This window comes from Halobellus sp. EA9, assembly GCF_051195055.1.
Classification (GTDB): domain Archaea; phylum Halobacteriota; class Halobacteria; order Halobacteriales; family Haloferacaceae; genus Haloquadratum; species Haloquadratum rubicundus.
In genome coordinates this window covers 13,490-37,211 of record NZ_JBNTJW010000010.1, presented here as the reverse complement: position 1 = coordinate 37,211, position 23,722 = coordinate 13,490, and the positions used below count along the sequence as shown (strand labels likewise).

The 23,722-nt window shown below is 58.9% G+C and carries 21 protein-coding genes and 3 pseudogenes; 8 read left to right on the top strand and 16 right to left on the bottom strand.

Translation table 11 applies throughout. From position 1 onward, the window contains the following. The 8 genes from ACQUQ0_RS13220 to ACQUQ0_RS13185 all read right to left on the bottom strand — a co-directional run bounded on the left by ACQUQ0_RS13220 (position 1) and on the right by ACQUQ0_RS13185 (position 6,047). Positions 1-1,062, bottom strand: coding sequence for a hypothetical protein (locus ACQUQ0_RS13220; protein ID WP_435185694.1), 1,062 nt, complete (start codon positions 1,060-1,062; stop codon positions 1-3). A gap of 2 nt (positions 1,063-1,064) precedes the next feature. Further along, positions 1,065-1,895, bottom strand: a complete 831-nt coding sequence (locus ACQUQ0_RS13215; RefSeq protein ID WP_435185692.1) for a hypothetical protein — start codon at positions 1,893-1,895, stop codon at positions 1,065-1,067. Then, on the bottom strand, positions 1,892-3,625 hold the full coding sequence (locus ACQUQ0_RS13210) for a hypothetical protein (protein WP_435185690.1): 1,734 nt from the start codon (positions 3,623-3,625) through the stop codon (positions 1,892-1,894). The genes ACQUQ0_RS13215 and ACQUQ0_RS13210 overlap by 4 nt, the downstream gene beginning before the upstream one ends. A gap of 28 nt (positions 3,626-3,653) precedes the next feature. Then, positions 3,654-4,073 (bottom strand): hypothetical protein, encoded by a 420-nt coding sequence (locus tag ACQUQ0_RS13205; RefSeq protein ID WP_310902024.1) that lies wholly within the window; start codon positions 4,071-4,073, stop codon positions 3,654-3,656. Positions 4,074-4,079: 6 nt separating this feature from the next. After that, positions 4,080-4,358 (bottom strand): hypothetical protein, encoded by a 279-nt coding sequence (locus ACQUQ0_RS13200; protein ID WP_008364407.1) that lies wholly within the window; start codon positions 4,356-4,358, stop codon positions 4,080-4,082. 208 nt (positions 4,359-4,566) lie between these two features. After that, positions 4,567-4,749 carry an exodeoxyribonuclease VII small subunit gene (gene xseB / locus ACQUQ0_RS13195; RefSeq protein WP_255153100.1) on the bottom strand — a complete coding sequence of 61 codons (183 nt, stop codon included), beginning with the start codon at positions 4,747-4,749 and terminating at the stop codon, positions 4,567-4,569. A 2-nt stretch (positions 4,750-4,751) separates the two neighbouring features. Beyond that, positions 4,752-5,804 (bottom strand): exodeoxyribonuclease VII large subunit, encoded by a 1,053-nt coding sequence (gene xseA / locus ACQUQ0_RS13190; protein ID WP_435185688.1) that lies wholly within the window; start codon positions 5,802-5,804, stop codon positions 4,752-4,754. A gap of 75 nt (positions 5,805-5,879) precedes the next feature. Beyond that, positions 5,880-6,047: a DNA-binding protein gene (locus tag ACQUQ0_RS13185; protein ID WP_004048632.1), complete on the bottom strand. Its 168-nt coding sequence runs from the start codon at positions 6,045-6,047 to the stop codon at positions 5,880-5,882. Between the two features lie 136 nt (positions 6,048-6,183). On the opposite strand from ACQUQ0_RS13185, the gene ACQUQ0_RS13180 reads away from it, so the two are divergent. Next, entirely contained in the window at positions 6,184-6,480 is a 297-nt protein-coding gene (locus ACQUQ0_RS13180) for a PadR family transcriptional regulator (protein ID WP_006183479.1), read from the top strand. Positions 6,481-6,533: 53 nt separating this feature from the next. Then, positions 6,534-7,421, top strand: a complete 888-nt coding sequence (locus tag ACQUQ0_RS13175; protein ID WP_435185687.1) for a hypothetical protein — start codon at positions 6,534-6,536, stop codon at positions 7,419-7,421. A gap of 201 nt (positions 7,422-7,622) precedes the next feature. On the opposite strand, the gene ACQUQ0_RS13170 is transcribed toward ACQUQ0_RS13175, so the two are convergent. The 8 genes and pseudogenes from ACQUQ0_RS13170 to ACQUQ0_RS13135 form a co-directional block, all read right to left on the bottom strand. Continuing rightward, on the bottom strand, positions 7,623-9,278 hold the full coding sequence (locus ACQUQ0_RS13170; protein WP_435185685.1) for a ThiF family adenylyltransferase: 1,656 nt from the start codon (positions 9,276-9,278) through the stop codon (positions 7,623-7,625). Beyond that, a complete protein-coding gene (locus ACQUQ0_RS13165; RefSeq protein ID WP_435185684.1) occupies positions 9,275-9,838 on the bottom strand; it encodes a hypothetical protein in 564 nt (187 codons plus the stop codon). Before ACQUQ0_RS13165 ends, ACQUQ0_RS13170 begins: the two co-directional genes overlap by 4 nt. 1 nt (position 9,839) lies before the next feature. Then, positions 9,840-10,430, bottom strand: a complete 591-nt coding sequence (locus tag ACQUQ0_RS13160) for a hypothetical protein (RefSeq protein WP_435185682.1) — start codon at positions 10,428-10,430, stop codon at positions 9,840-9,842. A gap of 698 nt (positions 10,431-11,128) precedes the next feature. Continuing rightward, positions 11,129-12,382: a phage integrase SAM-like domain-containing protein gene (locus ACQUQ0_RS13155; RefSeq protein ID WP_435185680.1), complete on the bottom strand. Its 1,254-nt coding sequence runs from the start codon at positions 12,380-12,382 to the stop codon at positions 11,129-11,131. Positions 12,383-12,879: 497 nt separating this feature from the next. After that, complete coding sequence (locus ACQUQ0_RS13150; RefSeq protein WP_435185678.1) at positions 12,880-13,284, bottom strand: hypothetical protein; 405 nt, start codon at positions 13,282-13,284, stop codon at positions 12,880-12,882. Next, positions 13,281-14,099 (bottom strand): ParA family protein, encoded by an 819-nt coding sequence (locus ACQUQ0_RS13145; RefSeq protein WP_095637937.1) that lies wholly within the window; start codon positions 14,097-14,099, stop codon positions 13,281-13,283. The genes ACQUQ0_RS13150 and ACQUQ0_RS13145 overlap by 4 nt, the downstream gene beginning before the upstream one ends. Positions 14,100-14,911: 812 nt before the next feature. Further along, a pseudogene (locus tag ACQUQ0_RS13140) lies at positions 14,912-16,006 on the bottom strand (IS630 family transposase). 45 nt (positions 16,007-16,051) lie between these two features. Further along, positions 16,052-16,348, bottom strand: a pseudogene (locus ACQUQ0_RS13135) (IS5/IS1182 family transposase); the annotation flags it as partial. Positions 16,349-16,519: 171 nt separating this feature from the next. Between ACQUQ0_RS13135 and ACQUQ0_RS13130 the strand changes: the two are divergent. The 6 genes and pseudogenes from ACQUQ0_RS13130 to ACQUQ0_RS13105 form a co-directional block, all read left to right on the top strand. Then, a pseudogene (locus ACQUQ0_RS13130) lies at positions 16,520-16,609 on the top strand (IS5/IS1182 family transposase); the annotation flags it as partial. Between the two features lie 105 nt (positions 16,610-16,714). Further along, positions 16,715-17,395: a helix-turn-helix domain-containing protein gene (locus ACQUQ0_RS13125; RefSeq protein WP_435185877.1), complete on the top strand. Its 681-nt coding sequence runs from the start codon at positions 16,715-16,717 to the stop codon at positions 17,393-17,395. 103 nt (positions 17,396-17,498) lie between these two features. Further along, complete coding sequence (locus ACQUQ0_RS13120; RefSeq protein WP_435185676.1) at positions 17,499-19,421, top strand: ABC transporter substrate-binding protein; 1,923 nt, start codon at positions 17,499-17,501, stop codon at positions 19,419-19,421. 201 nt (positions 19,422-19,622) lie between these two features. Next, on the top strand, positions 19,623-20,612 hold the full coding sequence (locus tag ACQUQ0_RS13115) for an ABC transporter permease (RefSeq protein ID WP_435185674.1): 990 nt from the start codon (positions 19,623-19,625) through the stop codon (positions 20,610-20,612). Further along, a complete protein-coding gene (locus ACQUQ0_RS13110; protein ID WP_435185673.1) occupies positions 20,612-21,532 on the top strand; it encodes an ABC transporter permease in 921 nt (306 codons plus the stop codon). Before ACQUQ0_RS13115 ends, ACQUQ0_RS13110 begins: the two co-directional genes overlap by 1 nt. Then, positions 21,529-23,616 carry a dipeptide ABC transporter ATP-binding protein gene (locus tag ACQUQ0_RS13105; RefSeq protein WP_435185671.1) on the top strand — a complete coding sequence of 696 codons (2,088 nt, stop codon included), beginning with the start codon at positions 21,529-21,531 and terminating at the stop codon, positions 23,614-23,616. Before ACQUQ0_RS13110 ends, ACQUQ0_RS13105 begins: the two co-directional genes overlap by 4 nt. Positions 23,617-23,722 lie beyond the last annotated feature (106 nt).

The window sequence follows — 23,722 nt, the reverse complement described above, 5'->3', positions numbered from 1 at the left end:
TTAGTAACCTCCAGGATCGTTCTCGGTCCGCCGGTAGGACGGCGTCCCGCTGTCTTCGTCACTGTTCGCGCCCCGGGCTGCCGCTTTCTGCGCCACAGCGTGTCCGGCTGCGGCCTTCGGTCCCCACCGGGCTGCCGTCGTCGCGACGCCGGCGCCGCCGATGTAGGCCCCAGCGGCGACACCGCCGATGAGGGCCGCTCCCTTCGTCGCACCACCGAGAACCTTCGCCGTCAGTGGGGTCGCGTACTTGAACGTCTTCCACGTCACATAGAGCGCCACGAGGGGAAGGGAAGCCGCAACGAGATACTTGAGGAACGCTGACCCCGGTGTCAACGCCCCTCCAGAGTAGAGTAGGTCGTATCCTTTGAGGACTATCGCAGCAGGCAGGGGTAGGATGGCTAACGGGACGAACCGTTTGCTGAATCCCATCGCGACATCAGAGAGAACAGGGATATTGCCGTACGCAACGGCGAACGCGATGGGCATCCCGTACAGGTAGACGTAGAGGAGAATCTGCCGGATGTAGAACAGCGCCTCCAGTGCCCACATCGAAATTCCTCCGATAAGAGCAAAGAGGAGACCAAGACCGGGATTGGTAATCGACCCCGTTATGAACTGCAGCATAGCAGAGGCTAGCGAGGACAGCTCCGGCATTAGGGCGATCGTGAACCCATCAATAAGGTAGAGGGCGAGCGCCCCAATCCAGTACCAGGTAATAATCAGGAAGGCTCCGACCCAGGCAGTCTTCTTGGTCTTCCGAGCCTCGTATGCACTCCCGATATTGAAGATGCGGATGGTGTGTCGTCCCTGAACGCTCATCACAAGTAGCAGCAGAGAAATCAACATAATCTCGCCGCCGATGAGCCCTTCCTGGATTGCTGGCCAAGGGGCGTTACTTGGTTCTCCGAAAATGAAGGCCCCGTCGGTCTGGGGAGTTGGAGTGCCAAACATCTCTTCGGTCAGCGTCTGATACCCCGACCGAAGCCCGTCTATGAACAGACCGATGAACCAATCGACGACGTCTTTGAAGCCCTCGAGAACGACGTCTATCAGGTCCACCATCGTTAGGCCTCCGTGATTGAAACCTCGCAGTCACTCATCTCCGTGGATCCGGAGTACTGTACATCGAAGGATTTCGATACCTGGTCGCCGCCAACCTGGGTTCGGACTGTGACGGTGAACTGGCCGCTGTTCCCGTCCGGGGAGCATCCCATTCCCTCCTCAGATTCAGAACCAAACGGGAACGAACTACTGAACAGGTCGGTAGTTTCTCCCGGCGAGATCACCACCTGCTCGGTTTCATACATCCCGCTACCTCGGGGATCTTCGACAGGGTTTGGAACATCACCGGAAAAAATTAACTCAACAATCGCTTCTGGTCCGCTTCCGGTGTTTTCGACGGTGACGTACGCTTCCCCGTTCTTTAGCCGATCCGTCTCGGTGTCTCCGTAGACTTCGTCCCACGGCTTCTCAGGATTATTCCGATAAAGACCGACCTCTTGAATTCCAATTTCCGGCTGAATCACTGAGGAACTCTCAGCTAGCGGTTCTTCACCGCTGAGGGCCACGACAGTATACTCTCCAGGCTCGTAGGAAGTCCCGATCTCGAAAGAGACCTGCTGTGACCCAGCAGCGGTTTCTCGCTGACCGAACAGTTCCCCATTCGGCTGGACGAGATTGATCTGGTCGACTTCCTCCTCTGAGGAGTATTCAACGACGAGTTCTGTCCCCTCTACAGTGACTTCCTGGATGACTCCTCCTTCATCAGACGGTGTTGAGTTCCCGCCACCCGGGGAATCGCCGTTGTTGAGGCATCCGGCCACGCTCGCGAGAGCGGCGCCGGCGACTGTTCGGAGGGCGGTCCGTCTACTGAGGTGGGGATTGTCCTGAGTCATGGTTTCTGTCCGAAGATGTCTTCTGGGCCGAGCATCCGCAGGAGGCGCTTCCCAGCGTAGAACATCACGAAGAACGGCAGGAGCTGCCAGCCGACCTCAAACACCAGCGCAAACCAGCCGTCGATCGTCCCGAGTGGGTGCCAGCGGGCCGTCGCGGTATCGCTCACGTACGCCGGGTCGTGACCGAGCCACGAGCCCGGATGGTACCGAGCCGTGTAGATGCCCGGTTCGTCGATGGTCACGATCGCCACACCGGAGGCGTTGGTCTCGACGCGCTGATCCGCGACCGTGATGTACCCGTTTCGGGTGGTGCCGCCGATCGGATACTGACGGCTATCGTCGAGCGCGATCGGCGCACCAGTTTGATTGTCCCGTAGTTCGACCCTGAGCGTCGCTTGCGACTGATTCTGTTGGATGACCTCGACAGTGAGATTACTGCGGCGGAGCTGCCGCTCGGAGCCGGCGTCCGGCTCGGCGATTGACGCATTCACGCCCCGGACGATGCCCGCAACGTGCAGTGCCTCTCGATCGACGTTCTCGGCTCGAACGGCGACGCCGTACGTCGTCGTGTACGACTGGTTGACGATGTCGATATTGATGTTCTCACCGATGGTGCCGACTGGCGACGGGCGGTCAGTCCCCCAAGTCTCGATGAGCTCCGGCCCGTCTCGAACCGGCTCGGCACGCGGCCCGATCCGCGAGGGATAGGCGTGGACGTACACCGGAATCGCGTCTGACTCGACGGTGGCGCTATCCGTGCGATTCGACCGGACGAGCGTGTCCCAGTTGGTGTTCCGAGCGGTGTAGAACCGCCAGATGCCACGGACCCGTGCCTCACCGTCCTCCGTGAGCGTGTACCCCTGCCACGGCCGCGACTGGAAGATGGCCACGCCGGCATCGCCGTTCGGATACTCGGCGTAGTAGGGGTACGCCGAGAGGTCATAGATCTCGACGGCGATCGAATCGGAGACGTTCCGTGTTTCCGTCCGATAGGTGACGTCGACGTCGGTCCGGTCTCCCATATCGGTCCTGACGGTCTTCTTCAGCCGGACGCTAATCTCCGCTTCCAGCGTGAGATTCGCACTCCAGTCGTCCTCGATCTGGTAGTCGAGGGCAGGCGTATGGGCCCCGTCACGCTCGGCGATGGTCTCGCCGTCCTTCTTCAACCGGACTTCTTCGATCTCGTGCTCCGTGAGCGACCACGAGATAGTCGTGTTGCCGGAGGAACTCCCGTTGGGCACACGAACGCGGTAATCAACGAACCCGCGCATCGTCCCATTCGGTGCGATGTACAGTGGGGTTTCACCGGACTCGAGGTGGCCACGAGTAGAGGGCTGGACCGCGAAGATCGTCGCGTGGGCATCCTCGATGAAGACGCCGTCCTCGAGGTCCGCGTGCGGTGGATGTACAGATGTATCTGGGCCGCCGGCGTCGAGGTCCTCGAAGTCGTTCCGCGTCCACGTCGCCGCAGTCGCTGGCGGCCGTTTGAACGTAATGTCCGTCCCGTTGGCGACCTGATGGACGGCGGAGCGGTCCTCGCCGTACCGCTGGCGGTACTCCTCTTGCGTGATGTAGTTGTCCGCATCACGTGACCACAGTGTCGCCGACTCGTTTTCCGTGAGCCCGTTCCCCTCCGTACCCGGTCGCGGCGGGTCAGCGGCGACGATACCCGTGACTAGGCTCGTCGCGAGCAAGCCGGCCATGAGCACGGAGAGCTCTCGATGGTTCATAGGGCTCGCAACGGGGACTGCGGGGTGGTTACCAGGGAACGAGGTCGACGCACTGCGCCAGCGGGAGGCCCATCATCGACCCGGCGACAGTGTACAGCGGGCCGAGCACGACGAGGACGACCGCGGACTTCATCGCCGAGCGCTTGTGGCGCTTGAGGCCCTTCTTCTGCTCGGGATTGAGGGTGAACATCTCGATGAGGGAGTCAGCCTGCCAGACGATGGCGAGGCCGACGATCCCCAGCGCCGTTGTCAGCTGGAAGAACCCCTCAATCATGCCCGGGAGATTGTCTGCGCTACAGACCGCGTTACTCTGGGCGGCGACCGGCTGGACAGCGAACAGGCTCAGGAGGACGACGGTGAGCGCTGCCTGCCGAGGGATCTTCCCGGTCAGCGGTGACTGGTTTTCGACGCTACGCTCAGGGTCGGAGGGAGTCTGGTCCTGTGACATAGCGGGTTAATCGTCAGTGGCGTCTCCAGCCGTGGGCTGGTTCTGCTGCTCTTCGACGAGCGACTGGAGGTCGTCGAAGCGATTGGTGTCCTCTGCGATCTCTTCGAGCGTGTAGCCCTGCTCGCGGGCCCGTTCGAGGAGGTCGCGGAGTTCATCGGGGTCGACACCCCGGACTTCCATTTCCTCGCGGAGGGCGCGGCGATAGAGGGCGGAGGCGTTGATGTGGTCGTTCCACATCAGGTACAGGTCATCGATGTCCTCGATGGTGACTGACCTCGTAATCATATATGCGGGTATGGGTATGCACCGGCTGAGTCCCGGTACATATTGGCGCGATAGCTGGATGATGCCTAAATGCTTTCTGGCAAGCAATAACTGCAAATTTGTTGAGTAAATTATAACCAAATTACTTGTTGCCCTCATAGAAAAGACTTAACCAACACCTGCCGAGTGCGGTGGGGGCTCTGTTGGTTAAGACCGAGAATCAGCTCGCTTACTCGAGCTCCACAACTTCGCCGTTCCCCTCGTCGAGGATTTCTCGCACTTCGGCCAGGAGTTCCTCACCTTCCTCGTGGAGTGCAGTACCTTCATCGAGGTCGCACTCGTCCGCGTCGAGCTGTTCAATGATCTCCTCGACGCGACTCAGTCGATCGTGGATTTCGGAGTCGTTTGCCACGGTTAGATCACCCCCAGCCAAAGTCCGGTGATGACCAGCAACAGCAACAGCAGCACAGCGATCGCGACCTTGTAGTAAATCGATGGGAGGCCCTCGTGTGCGGTCGCTTCATCGACTGCTTCGGCGAGCTCCTGTTCGTGTACGTGGTCCTGCTGGAAGGTCTCGTACGCGGCGTCGAGCTGTTGCTCCAGCGGCTCGATCTCACTCGCAAGGAACTCTTGGCGGGAATTCACGATATACTCGCCGGCGGCGGTCGGCGTGATCGTCGCGACGTCCGCCACCTGATCTGCGATGAGCCGGTCATCGGTGTGTCCAATCGCGGTGACCACCGGGGTATTCGCGGTGAAGATCGCCTCCGCAACCCGCTCGGTGTTGAAGGCTTGGAGGTTCGAATCGCTCCCACCGCCCCGCCCGACGATGATGGCGTCGACGTCCTCCGAGCGGTCGAGATGGTGGATGCCGTTCGCGATGGACGTCGGCGCGTTCGATCCCTGGACGGTTGCGTCCTTCACCAGGATGTCGACGGTGGGGTCCTGTCCGTGGATCGCGTTCTGGATGTCGTACCGGGCGTCTCCTCGAAGGGACGTGACGACGCCGACCCGCTCCGGGAACGCCGGCGGGCGCTGTTTCTGCTCGTCGTCGAACCAGCCACGCTCTTCGAGTTCGCTTCGCAGTCGCTCGACGGCAGCCGCCTGGTCGCCGTCGCCGACGACGATCACCTCCCACGGTTTGAGGTCGATTTTCCCACCTTCGACCCAGTAGTCGATATCGCCCTCGAGGATGACTTCGGTCCCGTCCTCGAGGTCGGCGTCCATCTCCCGGTAACGGTTCGCCCAGATCATACAGGGGAGCTCGGCCTCGCCGTCGGTGAGCGTGAAGTAGAGCGCCGTACTGTTCTTGTGGAGGTCAGTGACCTCTCCGATACAGCGGACGCCGTTGAGGGCAGGCGTGTCCTGGACGACCGACGCGATCCGGTCGTTCAGCTGGGACACGCTAAGGACCTCTCTCGCATCGGGTTCGACTGCCTGCCGTTCGGTATCCGGTGCGTCCGCCATCTCCGTTTCCTAACTTCTGAACAGGAACCTCAAAAAGCTACGTTCGAGTGCCGGGGTTAGCTGCGTTACGCAGGCCTACAGGTCGCGGGGCTGGACCGTCTTCCGGTCGTTGGCCTCAGCACGCTCTGCGGCGTCGTCGAGCAGTTCGGCGACCTCTTCGTTGAGGGCGTCGTAGAAATCTGCCGAGACGTTGTGGTCCGAGAGTGCATCCTTCACGGCTGCTTTGACGATCAGGTCAGACATTCCATCGCGGACTTCTCTTGTCCACCATATAAAGGTTCGAAGTTCTCACGCCGGGTTCTCACCTCGTCGTATCGAATAATGGCCTTTGAGCACCAGAGAGAACATATGCCACCCCTCAAAAATAGGGAACGGACGGATGCACGATCTAACTGGGTTCCAGCGGGACATCTTGTACGTAACCACCGGGCTCGAGGAACCACATGGCCTCGCAATCAAGGACGAACTCGACGACTATTACGAGCAGGAGATCAATCATGGCCGCCTATATCCGAATCTCGACGATCTCGTCAACAAAGGACTGCTGGAGAAGGGTGAACTCGACAAGCGGACGAACGTGTACACGGTCACGCAACGCGGATTGCGGGAAATCGAGGCGCGACGTGAGTGGGAAAGTCAGTATTTAGAAGACGTGAACGCACCCACTCCGTCGTAGAATCATTATAAAAACGGGACTGCTTTATCCACTTCCCACGAATACACATTAAGATGGCTCGGCTCGTCTTCTATCACCACCCACAGGCCGAGAATTTCTCACTCAAATATAGCTCGGCATCGGTGGCAGAAATCCTGTCTCAGCGAGAGCAATCCGACGAGTCGACAAAGCTCATCGGGTACCCCTTTGAAACACCGGTCTATGTGCTCTACGAAGGCGATTCAGAGATCGAATCTGCCCAAGACATCGACTTCGATCAGGAATGGCTGAGCGACCGTATTCGTGACCTCCCCCGTGCTGGGCAGGTTGTCGCATTCCGATTAGTAGAGTTGCTCGAAGCCGCGGTCGATGTTCGAGATGAGGATGAGTTCCGGCTCTACAAGGAGTTCGAACCGCAAAAGATCCAGCAGGCACTCGATCACGTCTCCTGGGGAGCACCACTTCCGACCGTCGCTGGAGAGGTGATGTCGAATTTGATTCTCCGACATTCCCTCCCGAATGCGAATCATCGAACTGGCATCGCGATGCTGCAGTTCTGTATTGAAAGTGTGGCCCCGGATTTTGAGATGCCACGAACACACGTCGACGACGATACTTGGCGAGAGTGGGTCAATCCCTACATCGTAGATTCCAAGCGGCTCATCACGGTCCGGCGGAACAACCTCCGTTTCAAGCAACTCGAAGACTTGGACGTCGACCTCGTCGAACGGAAAGACGGGATCCAAATCCGATTAGCCGAGTTCGAGCTGGATATGCACTGGCGAGAAGCCCTCTCAGAGTACGCTGAGCAGCACGAATCCCACTGTACGGACTTCGCCCAGGCAGTTCTCAAACGAGCAGAACAGGACGATCTGCTTGACCGTCAAGGACCAACGAAACAAGAGTTCATCACGTATCTGGAGAACGGACTGGTCGAACGGGACTTCAGAGAAATGTTCTGATCAGTCGCGAAGCTCGGCGACCGACTGTCCGACCTCGCGAACGTGTTCACTTCGCTCGAGGTCGAGTTCCTCGGCGAGGTAGTCAACCGTCTCTTCGAGGCTCATATCGGAAAGAAGTCCGTCAAGCGGTATAAACCTAGTGCTGAGCGTGAGCACAAGATGGTGCGACGGTGGGTGAGAGTAGCAGCATTAAGCTGCGTCTTAGCTCGCGTCTGGAACCTCCATACGGAGGTCCATATCTTCACCCGTCGCGAGATCCACATAGTCACCGAGACCAATGGATTCTATCTTACCACAACTGTCTTTACACCGAATACAGCGTTCGTCGTTCGCAGTCATCCACTGCATCTCGCCCGTGCTCGGTCGGTAGATTTGGCGGCCAGCGAATGTCGAGGTCGATGTTCCAACGACTAGCGCCTGAAACCGCTCCATCATCAGCGACGCTACTAGCCCGTTTGTCGTGACTACACTCGGGTCACGCAGTTCGTCACTACCATCTCCAGAAGTAGGTTCGTCGTTCGTCACGTACAGTCCGCCGTTGTCGGCACGGTCTCTCGGATGCTTACGGTCGTGGACGACACCAGCGCTTCGGTCGCCCTCCTTCCACGTATTAAGACAGTGGAGACACGCCAGCCCAGGGCCAGCTGTCGCGACCGCCGATCGAGCTGATGAACTCAGTTCGTCAGCATCCTCGTCGACGGCAAGGTACGTCCCACCCGTAACAACTGGGATGAGATGGGCGTACGCGATGCGGTCGACGACCTTCCGCACCCAATGCGGGTCTGCCGCGTTCAGAATGACATCACAGTCCAACACGTCACCAAGGGCTGCATAAGCGTCGTTAGTGGACTCGACGATGCTGCCTTGGATGGCGCGGGCTTCGAATCCTGGCGCGGTCGCCGCTTCCTCTGCGAGATTCCGAGCAACTTCGGCCTTCAGTGCGTGTTCGCGAGCGTCTTCTCGCGTGGCACCGTAAGCGCGGTTCAGGTTCGCTTCTTTCAGATGATCGAAGTCAACGAATACAGCGCCGCCAACGCCGAGACGAGCGACCTGCTCGGCAAGCAGCGATCCGACACCTCCGCATCCAATGATGGCCACACGGATGCCGCTGAGACGCTTTTGACCACGATCTCCCCAGAGTTCGACTGTACTATCTTGGGCGACGGTACCCTCAGTCAGTCCCGGCCCCTCCGGCCCCTGCGCAGAGAATGCGGTCGCGAGCTTCTTGAGGTAGGGGCCGTCCCGGAATTGCTGGCTCGGTGCCATTCCGAGGACGCGCACGGCGGTCGCTTCAGTTCGGATTGGGGGACCCTCCTCGTTGTACTCGTAGGCGCGAAAACTCCACTCCGGCTCGTCGGTCTCCCGACGCGGACGAGACGCAATGATTCCGGCAGCATACGGTCGATCCTTCCCTAAACGGCCAGCGTCGGACTGGAGCCGCTTTGGGTCCGCGTCTAGGTCCGGTCTCGACGGGTACGCGCTCCAGCCCGGATGGGAGTGGAAATACGCGATGCCGCGTCGCGGGTCGTGCTCGATGCTGTCTTTCGCCCGTGCTCGGTATGCTGGACTGAACTTCAGGCCCCCATCAAGGTAGACATCGTCGGAGCTGTTGGGAGGCACGATGTTCTCAACGATATATGTAACACGGGAGGTGCCGGAACTGCGCGTGATGTGGGCGATTACGCCCTGCTCATAGTCTCCAGGTTGGTGCTCTGAACCGGGCGGTGAGTGAGAGCTGTGATCTGGTCGTAGATGTCCGTACAGCGCATCTTTCACGTCTTTAGTCATCGCGACTTGGAACTCGTCGGCGTCGCTGACTGGGTAAATGGAGGGGAGCGCTTCCTCTCGACCAGTCATGCGCCACCTCGCGAGTCACCAAGACGGAGGAGATGTTCGACGAGCCCGTGAGCGTTCGCAAGGTCTCGTGCGGAGTCAGGCTGCCGGTTCATATTCGACCACCGCCAACTGAACGCGATAGCGGAGTCTTCGTCTGCGACTTTTGTTGCCATCTCGACCTTATCGCCGTGGTTCCCGTCTGGATCAGTGAAGGTGTTCCGAGATGGGATCTGACCAGGTTGGTTACCGTCGATGGTGACCGCCGGTACCATCATCACCCAATGAGGGTCACTATTGGCGAATTGCTGGTCAACGAGGATATAGAGTTCAGCGGTTGGATCATCCCACCGCTCATTGTATTCGTGGAGGTCGTACTCACCAAGCCAGATGAGCGCTTCATTACCATTCGTGTCGACGACGGTGGCCTGCTCGCGCTCACGCTTGAGTGCGTACATAGCACCCTGAAAGGTGCTGTCCAGTGTCTCGTCGGGGACGGTTTCCGGCGGCGTCGGACGCGATTCAAAGTTACCCCCGTGCCCGTCGCCGTCAGCCGCCCCCCGATGATCATCGCCAGTGGTCATTCTACGAGTTCCCGTCAGTACGGGGTTCGGCCTCGAACCGTTCGATGCCGGGACCGCCCAGCGGTACTTCATCGTCGCCGCTGTACGTGTTCTCAGTCCCCTTCTCCACCAGGACGTCATCGGTGTCTTCACCGAAGCGACCGAGGATGTCCTCAGCCGTGGGAGACTCTTTGTCGAAAAACTCTACGGGAGCGGTGCCGACCTTCACTCCGTATCGGTCGCGAGCGTCTGCGGCACGGTCCTCGACGTTTTCGACTATGTCATCGAGATCCTCGGCTCGTGCGATGACGTCACGGTCGGCCCCGGCGATGTTCAGCGTTTCTTGCAGGCTCTGAACGTCGTCCTGCGCAGTCTGGACATCGGCTTCGAAGCCGTCGGGCAAGTTGCCGTCGGCGGCGTCGGCGTGTTCGACGCCGTCCTCCAGAGTTTCGACGTCTTCCTCGACGGTTTCGAGAAGTTCGAGGGCGTCGACCGGCACATCGTCTTCGAGACCCTCGATGGTGTCCTGAGCCGTCTGGATGGTGTCTGCGAGTGTTGCTTGTGCGTTGCTGTGCTCCTCTGCGGAATCGGCGGGTGAATTGCGTTCACTCATGTTTGCGTGTCGTCGCGCTTGACCCGGCGACGTGGGGCCGACCGAAATGGTACATTCGCCGCTGTGAACAGATCTGTGAACGGGCCGAGACCGCGTGGTCACTCGGTACCCGTCAGGGATCCGCTCGGCGGGCGAACATCCGTGGAGGTCACTGCCGGATTCCCCGGCTCTCTCGTCGGTCTTGGTGGGTTCCCGCCGTCCCACTGCCGCAGAATTGCGGTGATCGGGGGGATGCCTACGTAGCGGTGGGTAACCAGCCCAGGAATGTGTAGCCGACCCCCACTGAAAAGGGTTTTGCTGAGTGGAACTATACTCGCCCCTTTCTCGTATCAGGCATATATGAACCGTGGGGTGGGGGTTTTCGAACTGGCAATTTCCACTTTCACTCCGCTGGGAATAGCTTTTTAAATAGGGATATTCATCCATATAGAGCTGTCAACCGCGAGTCGAAAACCAGCGCCTTAGCTGCTGAACGTTGCGGTTTGGTGGGTAGCAATAGAGCCCCCACCGCTACGTAGGCAAGCATCCATATGGCATAGGTGCTAATAAGACTGTCGGCCGCCCCTACGCAGTCTTGCGATTTCCACTCGAAAGCATAGGGGGTTCGCTATACTTAAACGGTATTTTCCAGCGAAAGTGAGCCGATAAACACTGCTTTAGTCCCCCGGTTTGTGAGCAGTGAGTAGGAGAAGTTGACATCAAACTGATTCCGCTGAAAATTCGATCTGATCTCCTACCTCTTCAAGAGCCTCGGTAGCAATATCCCCTAACTCGCCAGCTTCAATATGCGAGTAGCGCTCTCGGACCATCTCTTCGGAGTTATCGAGATACCGGGCCGCCACCGTGTATCCAAACGCGCGGACAAGTACCTCCCCCATCCCCCGTCGACCACCATGGGGCGCGAGATAGTCATGTTTCGGATGGTCGATGTCGATCTCTGCGGTCTCCGATAGCCGTTGGAGAATCGACCGTGCGCCGTCCGTCGTGATCGACGGCGGCCGAATGTCCTCATCGAGCGCCAGCAGCAGGTCGCGAGCGTACTCTGCACGGTGTTCAGTGATTGCTTCTGGGCGTTCCCCTCGTTCGGCTAGCTCTTCCTCGACGAGCCCTGCGAGCGTCCGTTGGTCGAACGTCGGAAACACGGGCCAGCGCTCCGTCGGTGGGTCCATCAGCTGACGATAGCTTCGCAGCGGCGAGATCACCGGGTCGGGGAGACTCGCGGCGTCCCACTGCTGTTTCTTCCGGTAGACGTCCATACTGCCGTCGTCGAGGGAGAGGTCCTCCCAGCGGACGCCGCGCCGGCGTGGGTCGTTGGGATCTCGGAGGAGTTCCCCAACGCGGACAGCTGTGTACGCCAAGACGAACACCAGCGCCCGGTCACGAGCCGCCTTCAGCGCCGCGTAGCGTGCTCGCTGCTTGTCGAGGAGGTCAGTATCCTCCGGGAGTGTCGTGTACGCCTCGACAGCGTCGCGGGCCCGTTCGTCGACGTGGCGGGTGAGAGCGTGGCGCTGTTCAGACGTCCAGGCCTGCTGGTCGCCGGGCTTGCGGCCGTCGTCCTCCGGCAGCGGCGCCATCGCACTCGCCCGCTGCGCGTAGTGCGCCTCGAGATTTCCCTCGTTGACGCACCACCCGCACCACGCAGAGATATAGCGGTAATAGGTTTGTACCGTATTTTGCTTGAGTCCCCGATCCCCACCGAGATGCCGGGCGTACTCCCGGAACACGCGTTCGTCGAGATCGTCGAAGGTCGGCTCGCGGTCGACGTCATCGGGGACGATCCCGGTCCAGTCGTCGGTGCCTCGGTCGCCGGCGGCCCACTCGGCGAACCGCTCGAGCTCGCGTGCCGCGTTACGTCGATAGTTCCCGCCGTCGCCACCGCGGCCCTTCCCCTTATCCTGGAGGTAGCGCTCGAAGCTATCCTCGAGCGGCGTCGAAAGCGCTCGGTCAGGCATCCACCGGCCCTCCACCGTCCTGCGGGCCCGGTCTCGGTGCCTCTACCCCGGGGGAAGCGCCGTCGTGAGGCGGTTGCAGCATTCGTGCTTCACCGACGGCGGCGGGGTACTTCAAAGTGGTCGTGATTACGGGGATAATCAGGACCACTTTCCGTATTCGAACCTTCGGGAGATTTCGCGAGTCTAGAGCCTCTTACCGTCGGAATTCCGCACTACAGGAATTTGTATATCGTATATCGCTATACAAAATCTCGGGCCTCGCTCTGCGCAGAGTTTCGGAGTTTGGGATCTGATGCGTGGCTTATTTTCACGCATACTGCGGATGGACGGGCTTGCGTCCGGTGATTAGTAAACAGCCACGCAGTATGTCACTCAGAAAAGTTTTCTTGCTGATATAAAATGAGAACCGCATGACAGCTCCCTTTTCACACTATCTTCGGACGAACAGAAGGCACGCATCAAATCCATCCTCCGAGGTTGTGCTCTGCGCGAGGTCATTAGTCGCCGAGTTCCGAGAGCCGAGCCTGGATTTCCTCAGCATCCGCATCAGAGAGCGCCTCAACACCGAACTGGACGAGTAGCGGGTAGAAGTGACGGTTCTTCTTGAACTCGTCCTGCCCCGCCTTGCGGAGCTTCAGTTGGGACTCGAGGTAGGTATCCTCCATCTCGTCGAGGACATCGTCGGGAATGTAGATCGTCCGCCCATTCCATTCGTCCTTGATGTTCGTCTTCGTTTTGCTCGTTTCGTTCGTTTCACTCGTTGAAGTCGATTCGGTCGTTTCGGTCGATGAACTGGTTTCCACCGTTTCACTCACCTCACTCGTTTCGCTGGATTCGACCTCCTCGTCCTCCTCTTCGTAGTTGCCCTCGATGCCGGAAGCATCGCCCCAGCCGTCGGTCATGCTTCCACCTCCTCAGGTGCGGTCTTCTCAAACGTCTCGTCGAACAGGTCGGCAATTTCATTGAACAGGTCGCGTGCATCCTCGACGCGCTGGTTCTCCTTGCCGAAGCCGAAGACGGACACACCCTCGCCAATCGACTGAGAGAGGTCGGTCCGCTTCGGGATCTCGAACACTGGGAGGGAGTACGCCGACTTGATCTCCTCGATGGTATCGCGGTGCTCAGCGTTCTGCTCGACACGGTTACAGACGATGGCGAGCCGGTTGATGTCTCCGTACGCCTGTTCGAGAGAGCTCAGCTGCTTTGCGAAAATCTGGAGGCTGTTGGCGTTGAGCTTCTCAGGAATGACGGGGATGACGACGTTGCCGGTCGCGACGAGGGCGTTGTCGGTGAGGACGTTCAGGGATGGCGGCGTGTCGACAATGATGTAGTCGTAGTCCTTGTCGAGCTCGTCGAGAGTCATCTCCAACCGCTCGCGACTCTTCGGCGCCTCAAGCAGCGTCTGGATGTTCTTGTTGTTCGCGAGTTTCTCGCTGGCGGGAAGGATGTCGAATTCCTCGTGCTCGACGATGATGTCGTTCACCGACTCCATCTGGTCGAAGTCGAGGACATCGAACAGCGTCGTACGGTCGGTATCGTAGTACAGATCGTTGTAGCCAAGCGAGCAGGTGAGCCCGCCGTGGTAGTCGATATCGACCAAGAGGACGTCGTGACCTCGGGCGGCAAGTGCGCCGCCAGTATGAATGACGTCGGTTGTCTTCCCCGCGCCTCCCTTCTGATTCGCCACCGTGATTCGTGCGGTGTTGGTGTCGGTCATTATCTTCGTTTCTCTCGTTGTGTTCGTTTCGTTCGTTTTTCTCGTTTAGTTCGGTGCGTTCGGTGAGGGTGTTTCACTCGGTGAGAGGATTACTACGATGTTAAAACCAACTGTTCGTTTCGCTCGTTGAACTAATTGCGTTCATTTCTATCACTCAATTCGTTCCGTTCGTTTTGTTCGTTTCTACTACAAGCCAACCAGAGACAAACCAGTTCGTTTGGAGAATCCAATTCATCAACCTCGTTTACTTCATTCCCTTCATTCCATTCGTTTTGTTCGTTCCTTTCGTTTCGGCAAAGGAGGTCGTACCTTCTGTGTGGATGGCGAAGCTGGATAGGATAGTCAGCTGAGAAGGCTTCGACAGGTACTCGCAAAACCGACTTCTCAGAGGGGGTTAAAGCGATCGGACGGACAGACGTTTCTCAAACTCTTGGTCCGTCTTCTCTCGAATTTCGTGGCGTACCTCATCTTGGTCAGATTCAATCCCGAACTCGTCCTCAAACGAATCGAACCCAAGCGTCGACAGAATATTGCCTTGTTGAACGCAAGACAGCGTCGGGGTAGGGTCGATTGTTTGTAGTCTCACGCCGTCAGAAGCGCGTACGTGGAGTCAGAAGATGCAATCGCTGTCACTCACGGCGGTTGCCGAAGGGTCAAAACTATGGTATCTTACTTCGTTGTGTCGGTGACGACGGCGATGCCTCTCCCGGATACGTCCGGAGAAAGGGAGCAGGCGGCGAGCTCTAACTCGCCGCCTGCGTCAGGTTATGGATGATGCATTTCCGAGTCAGCTCCCGGAACTGGCCTAATGATCAAGGAAACTTCTGAAGGTCGAGGAACTTCTGACACCAGTCTTTTGCAAAACTGATTCGCTGTGTTACTTAATCGAACACGTCCTTGACGAGTTCGTGGAACTCGTCTTCGTCCTTGACGATGATCGGTGCCATGGTCCACTTGAGATATTTCCAGACCTGCTCGATAGGATTGAGATGCGGCGATCCTGACGGAAGGAAGATGAGATCGATCCCAAGTTGATGCGCACGCTTGCGCGTGTATTCACAGACGTGTGAGCCGTGCTTGTCCAAGACGAGCAGAATCCGCTTGCCGGGATTCTGCTCGCGTACCGCTTCTAACACCTCGCAAATCCGCTCTTTCTCCTCGGTTTCTTTCCAGCGAACCGTACTCTCCCCGTTCAGTGCGTAGAATCCAACCGCCGAGTCCTCCGTCTTGACTAGCGGCCGTTCCACGTGTGGATCGTCTACGTACCAGACACGGCGAGAATTATCGTACGGCTGTGGCTGTGACGCATCGAAAAACCCCAGAACAGTTCCGCCATCCGTACAGACATCGTCGTCAATAACCCACCCTTCTTCGTCATCTCCTTCCTCTCTATTGTGAGCGCCGTCATCCTCGTCGAGCGCGTCGTCGACGCGCTCGTCGAGAATCTCTTCTGGATTCTCCGGTCGATGTGGACGCTTCGGACGGGGTTTTGCGTAGGACAAGCCCAGCTCACGGAGAAATTTCCCGAGGTAATCCGGATGATACTCGACATCGAACTCCTCTTTGAGGAGATGCTGAATCTCCTGTGATTTCCACGGCTGGCCGTCTCGAAGCATCTCCACCAGCTCTTCTTGTTCGTCCTCGTCGAGTTTCGGGGGCCGACCGCCCCCGAAACTCGGCATCAATCCCTCAAGCCCACCTTCGTTCCAAGCGTCCGCCCAGCGCCTCCCGGTCGCTGCCGACCGTCCCTCACGGTCGGCAGCTTCCGCAACCGAATCGCCGTAATAGAGGTTCTTCAGAAACCCGAGCCGCTCTTTTCGGCGATCATCTGTGGCTTCACGAAGGAGTTCGTCGATTTTCTCCTCTGGGAGATGATGCTTGATCTCTTTTCGACGCTCTCCGCTCATCGCTTTGTGATCGAACGTGACCGACAAAGGTTTTCTCGCTCATTAAGCGCGGAGCAGGCGGCGGAGCTCCCGCATCCGGTACTCTTGTTCCCACCGGCAGAACGAACTGTAGTGCGGTGCCTCGTCAAGATCAAATACGGCGAGGATATGCGGCATCTCGTTGAGGTAGTCCTCGGATTCACGAAGGCTCTTCTCCAGTTCGACGCGGAACAGGATCAACGCGATTTGCACCCACTCGGCGTACCCGTCCGCGCCGTCCGGCGCGGCGGGTACGTCGGGCTCGTCAACGTGCTGTTTGGCAAGGTTTCGACACATCCAGGCAAGCCGTCTGAGCGACGCCATATCGCCAGACAGCGTCCATTTCCCGGTTAGCTTGGCGGAATCTACCTGTAAAAGTGTCTGAGACTGGTCTCAACCGGCGGCAAAACAAGGCAAGCTGAGGCCTTCAGGAGGCGATCCAGTGCTTAACCGAACACCAATGGTCAGTATTCAGAAGCTGCGGTGATCACTCTCGCCGTGCGAGCGCGTTCGTGGTTCTGTGAGTTCCGAGAAATCGCTCTGATGTGTGTCGTCTATAACATCAAGCGAGCTGTGAAACAGTGAATTCCACCGCCGTATGGCGATTCAACACAGCCGTTGACAGCCATCCCGCAGGCTATATACCGGGCTTTCGTCACACTCTCGTTGGGGTGTCGAGATATCTTAACGATTGAATTCGTAACGGCGCCGGCGGGGACGCTAGCGCAACTCGCCAGGCGTATCGAATCGGACGGGAGCATTGAGCTGGATAACGCATTCTACGTCGAGGATGGGGTGTGGCTCGAATCACTCACGATCGCGTCGACTGAACCGTTTGACTATGAGGCCGCGGCGGACAGTATTTCGGGGATTTCCTTGCTCTACACGCAGGAGCTCCCGACGACATCAGGTGGGACTAATGTCCAGCGAGGAATGGCATTTGTCAACGAGCCGTTCCCATTCCTCCTTGGTCTCGTTCTCCGGCAGAACGCTGTACCCAACCGAATTATCTGGAAGAACGGCGCAGTCCACGGTACTGTTACTGTCGAGGTGTGGGAGGACTTCCGGAATATGGCCGACGAAATTGAGGAGAAGTTCGGGACGTTCGAGGTCAGGAGTGTTGTCCAAACTGACGAGCCGGGTGAACCATTGGACAGCGGTCGTATTGCTGATGTACTCATCTCTAAGCTATCGGACGAAATGCTCGGTGTTCTTGAGGCGGCGTATACGATGGGATACTTCGAGGTTCCGCGAGAACAGTCCGCGAAGGCTATCGCAGACGAGCTTGGCATTCAGCAGTCGACGTTTAGTGAGCGTATCCGGACCGCGGAGAATACGCTCCTCGAGATTGTCTTCGGAGCTCGAGAATAATGTAGATCTATGTACAACTACACCCGCATCATTTAAAGAATGATGATGTTCACACCGGTTCGGCGCTATTACTATTGAATCATACCCATATTGTAGAGACGTCATGGTCGATAATGACAGTAGTGGCGAACGGAAGCACTCTCGCCGACGCTACCTGCAGGCGACTGCAGCGGGTGTCGCGGGGATAACGACGCTGGCGGGCTGCAATAGCTCCAGCTCGAGTCAGACGGCGACCTCCAGTGCGGGGGACCGCGAAGCGCAAGTTCCCTCAGGGACGCCCGCGAAGGTCGAGACGAAATACTGGCACGACTGGCCGACTATCGACGCGGACTCACCACCGATGGAGTATACGGCCAGCGCTGGTGCAGGATTGGATCCGATAACCCTCGAGTTCTCGAGCGAGGACGACCCCTGGATGCGGGAGCACGCGTTCATGATCCAGCGTGCATTCCGGAATCTCGGCGTCCCGACAACGCTCAACGACCGACCGCTGAATCAGCTCTACGCCCAGAGCTGGACGACGAAGGGACTCGAAGCGACCGTCTCGATGAGTACACATGGTCCGGACCCACAGCGTGGCGTTGACCCGAACCCGCTGGCGATGCGGCGGTACAAGAGCAACCCGTCGAACTACGACAACTACTGGCACCCGAAGCTGAACGAACTGCTCGCGGAGCAGCGGACGACGACCGGCAATCGGGAGAAGCGTGCCAACCTCGTTGACGAGGCGCTGAAGATCTTCGCTGAGGACGTCGGTGGCATCATCTCCATCTTCCCCGACGTCATCACCGCCGTGAACACGAAGAAGTGGAACGGCTACGTCATAACGCCCGGGAACGGCCCGACCGGCGACTCCTTTCAGTGGACCGAGGTCAATCTCCAGCCGACCGGCGACGAAACGTCGTTCGTCAAGGGGACGACGATTTCGATGAACTCCCTGAACCTCCCGTGGTCATCGGGTGGCGCGGAGGAGAAACGCCTCAAATATATCTACGACAGCCTCTTCGACGCGTCTCCGGACCTCAAAATCATCCCGGGACTCGCCACGAGTGCGTCGTTCGTCGACGATACGACCGTCGAGATGACGCTTCGCGAGGGCGTCAAGTGGCACGACGGCGAGCGCTTCACCGCCGAGGACGTGAAGTTCAGTGCCGACTTCTACAAACAGCACTCCTCGACGAGTCAGACACCGTTCTACACGCCTATCGAGTCCGTCGAGACGCTCGGGGAACACAAGGTCCGTTTCAACCTGAAATGGCCCGACGCCTCGTTCCTGACGCAGCGTGTCGTCCGGAGCGTCATCATTCCCAAACACCGCTGGAAGGACGTCGATAATCCGTCCAAGCATAATCCGAAGAATCCGATCGGTACGGGTCCCTTCCAGTTCGGAAGTTGGTCGCCCGGAACGGAGTTCGTCGTCAGCCGAAGCGACGACCACTGGATGTGGTCTAGCGAATGGCGCGAGCAGTATCTCGGACCAGCCGCTCAGTCCGGGACTGGGATTGAGCAGGTGGTCTGGGCGAACGTCGGGAACGTCGACGCACTTATCGGTGCGCTCCAGAACGGCAAGCTCGACGCCGTCGCGGGGAAGCTCTCGAACGCACAGGCCAAACGAGCGTCCCGAACGGGCAACGTCGAGAAGAAGGTCGCCGACAACTTCGCGCCACTCGACGTGAAGCTCATGTGGTCGTCGCCACTCATCCGCGACAAGGAATTCCGCGTCGCAGTCGCGAAGTCCGTCGACAAGGAGGGGTTCGTCGAGCAGGTCCTACAGGGGCGTGCAACCGTTCCACAGGGTGAGAACTTCCTCTCACAGCTCACCGGATGGTCCTCGAAGAACACCTACGACTACAAGTACGACGTCAAGCAGGCCAAGTCGATCCTGAAGGAGGCAGGTTACACCTGGGACTCGAACGGCAACCTCCAGTTCCCCAACGGTGAGGCGTGGGCCGCGTACGTGGAGCGGATCCAGAACGGTAACTGCCACAAACGACGGACGGAACTCGGCCAACCGAGCTTCGCCTGAATCCGGGCCGGGCCCCCGGCCGGTTCTCAGGGAGGGGCGTGACAGCGACGACAACCACCGACAAAACACATTCAACACAAATTTTATGAGATCAGACTACCGATACGTACCGAGACACGGCCGTCCACACCGCCGTGAGGCGCACGCGACACGGATGGTCGTCGCGCGATACGACGCGACTCCAAGACGAGGTGATGGCTGGTGAGTCAGTTCCAGCGCTTCCTCGCAAAGCGACTCACCGTCGCGGCGATGCTTACGCTAGTCGCCGTGTCGGTCATCTTCTTCACGCTTCGGCTGCTTCCCGGCAGTCCGTTCACGACTCTCATCGCATCGGGCAACCTCTCCGACGCGCAGGTGAAGGAGATTATGGCCCTCTACGGCCTCAACCAGCCGATGTGGAAGCAGTACCTCATCTACCTCCAGAATCTATTGACGTTCCAGTTCGGCTACTCTATCCGGCAAAGCCGGCCGGTGTGGTCGATACTCGCACCGAAGCTAGCGAACACGCTCATCCTCCTCATACCCGCGCTAGTCACGACTGCTGTCGTGAGCACTCTGCTCGGGATGTACGCCGGCTGGAACCGTGGCTCGAGCTTCGAGAAGGGGAGCATCATCACGACGACGTTCCTCCGCTCGACGCCCGTGTTCATCACGGCGCTCCTGATCATCATCGTCTTCTCGTACAACCTCGGCATCTTCCCCCCCTTCGGCATGCGGAGTATCACCGCGACACCGACCGGGCTCTTGGATACCTACCTCTCAGTCGACTTCCTCTACCACTACATTCTGCCCTTCGGCGTGGCGGTGCTGTACTACAGTGGGGACTTCCTGTTGCTCTCGCGCAACGGCGTCGTCGAAAAGAAAGGCTCCGAGTTCCTGAAGCTGCACCGCGCGAAGGGGCTTTCGGAGAACGAACAACTCCTCCAAGCGGGTCGCAACTCGATGCTGCCCGTGATGACGTACTTCGCACTCCGTCTCGGGATGATCTTTCAGGGACTCATCCTCCTAGAAGTCGTGTTCGCGTGGCCGGGAATCGGGCGCGAGCTCGTTATCGCCATTCAACAGCAGGACTTCCCAGTCGTCCAGGCGGCCGTCTTCATCATGGCACTTGCAGTCATCATCATGAATCTCGTCGCAGACGTAATGTACGCCTACTTTGACCCGACCGTCTCCTCAGGAGGTGAGGCCTGATGTCTGTTGACTTCGGCTTCAGTCGCCCCTCCGGATCGTGGCTCCGCACGAAGGCCACACAGGCGGTTGGACAGATACAGTTCCTTTCGAAGGACCGGCCGGCGTTCGCCGGGATGACGATCATCGGCGCGTTCGTCTTCCTCGGTGTGTTCGGACCCTATCTCGCACCCCACGACCCGATCCGATACACCGTGCAGACGGCAAACGGCGCCATTATGCGCCTCCACGCACCGACGGCAGCCGCACCATTCGGCACGACGGCGTACGGGAAGGACGTGTTGAGCCAGTTCCTCGCCGGCGCGCGGCCGACACTCATCGTCGGGCTATTCGGTGGGCTCGGAACTGGAATCATCGGATTCCTCGTCGGCCTCGTCAGCGGCTACTTCGGCGGCTGGGTTGACGAGATCCTGATGCGGTTTACTGACCTCACGTTCTCGCTGCCGTTTATGCCGATGGCGCTACTCCTCCTGACGTTCATCTCACCGAACATCTGGATCATCACCGTGGTCATCGTCGCGTTCCTCTGGAAGATGCCGGCTCGCGTCGTCCGCTCGGAGGTGTTGACCGTCCGCGAGCGGACGTTCGTAAAATCCGCAAAGGCCAGCGGCGCTAGTGACTTCCGGACGATGTTCTTCCACGTCGCACCTAACGTCCTACCCATCGGCTTCCTCTATACGGCTTACGGCGTCGCGTGGTCCATCGCAGCGCAGGCGAGCCTCGCCTTCCTCGGATTTGGCGACCCGACAACGACAAGCTGGGGGCGGATGCTCCGGCAGGTGTTCGCCTCCGGCAGTATCCGTGTCGCGTGGTGGTGGGTCATCCCGCCAGCAATCGGTATCGCCGCGGTGACAACATCGGTGTTCCTCATCGGCCGCGCCTACGAGGAAGTCATCAACCCCGAAATCAACACAGAACAATGAGTCTACTCGAAGTCGACAACCTCACGGTCACGTACGGTACAGAAGAGGGACGCGTCCACGCAGTCAACGGAATCTCCTTCAACATCGACGAGGGCATAAACTACGGACTCGCCGGCGAGAGCGGCTCCGGCAAGTCGACGGCCGCCGAGGCGATCCTCGGGCTACTTCCTGACAACGGCCACGTCGACACCGGCGAAGTCCGGTTCAAGGGCGAAGATCTACTTAAACTCTCCGAGAAGGAGCCCCGCGACGTTCTCTGGGAGGACATCGCCTACATCCCCCAGAGTGCGATGGACGCACTTGATCCAGTCCTCTCTTGCGAGAAGCAGATTCGACAGGCGATCCAATCCCATCGAAACGTCTCAAAGAAGAAGGCTCGTGATCGTATCCGCGAGCTGTTCGAGATGGTTGGCCTTGACCCGAACCGCATCGACGAATACCCCCACGAATTCTCTGGGGGGATGCGCCAGCGGGTCACCATCGCAATGGCGCTCGCGCTTGAACCCGACCTCATTATCGCCGACGAGCCGACGACCGGGCTGGACGTCATCGTTCAGGACAAGATCATCGATAAAATCCTCGAAATCCAGGATCGTATCGATAGTTCGCTGCTGCTCATAACCCACGAAATCGGCGTCATCGCCGAGACGTGCGACGAGCTCTCGCTGCTGTACGGAGGGAAGGTGATGGAGCAGGGAAGCGTCGATAACGTCCTCACCAACCCGACGAACCCGTACACGATGGGGCTGAAGAACTCCTTCCCCGAAGTGGACGAGCTCAGCGATGATCCAGTCTCGATCCCGGGTTCGCCGCCCGACCTGAGCGCTCCGCCGACGTCGTGTGTGTTCACCGACCGTTGCCCCTTCGCCACTGAGGAGTGTGAGCAGTCACACCCACCGCTTACTGACTTGCCAAATCGCAATCACCGGTCAGCATGCCACCACGTCAATCAAGCAGCGCAGATGCGTTCGCAGTCTCAAGACCCCGAAACGTGGGGTATCGATCCGGTTGAAGACGAGGAGGAGGCCGATAGCACAGAAGAGATTCTCCGTGTCGACGACTTACAGAAGTGGTACTCCACGAGTCAACCGCTCCTCGATCGCCTTCGGGGTGAAGAACCACAGCAGGTAAAGGCCGTCGACGGCGTCTCCTTCTCACTCCACGAGTCCGAGGTTCTCGGCATCGCCGGCGAGAGCGGGTGTGGGAAGTCGACGCTCGGCGAGACTATTTCACTCCTCGAAGACCCGACTGGAGGCACCATCACGTTCGACGGGAAATCCATCGAGGAGTACAAACAGGGCGGGATGAAGGAGTTCCGACGGAAGGCTCAGATAATCTTCCAAGATCCCTTCGACTCGTTGAACCCGCGCCAAACCGTTCAGCGGCTCATCACCGAGCCACTAGAGATTCACGACCTTGCGGAAGGAAGCCGTGAAGAGAAAGTCGCGGAGACCCTAGAGCGAGTCGGGCTGACGCCCGCAGAACAGTTCCTCGACGAATACCCCCACGAACTGTCAGGCGGTCAGCGTCAGCGTGTCGCCATCGCGCGTGCACTCGTCCTTGATCCGGAATTCCTCGTCTGTGACGAACCAGCGTCGATGCTCGACGTCTCGCTGAAAGTCAACCTCCTCAACCTACTGCGGGACCTTGCCGACGAGGATGGAATCGGTATCATCTACATCTCTCACGACCTCGCGAGTCTCTCGCAGGTATCCGATCGACTGGCCATCATGTACCTCGGGCGCATCATCGAAATCGGGGAGACCGAACGGGTGGTGTCGAGTCCGAGACACCCTTACACGTCGGCACTCCTCTCAGCATCACCCGAGAAGGACCCGACTGAGGACCGCCAACGGGTGCTACTCGACGGTGAACCGCCCGACCCGGTGAACCTACCGAGCGGGTGTGCGTTCGCCCCACGCTGCCCAAAGGCAGTAGACGAATGTCGAGAAGCCGAACCACCTCTCGACGAAGCAGGTGACGACACGCACTCCGCCGCGTGTTACTTCCCTGTTGACGAGGAAGACGCCGGAACGGAGGCAAACGGAACGACACCACCGTCGAGCACGTCGGCCGACGACTGAGCCGGCCGTCGTACTACTCATATGTTGCTGTCCAGCCCGCAACCACCCGAGGTCGAGAGCACGCCACGATGACCAGCCGAGCATCCACCACCGTCGCTAGCGGCCG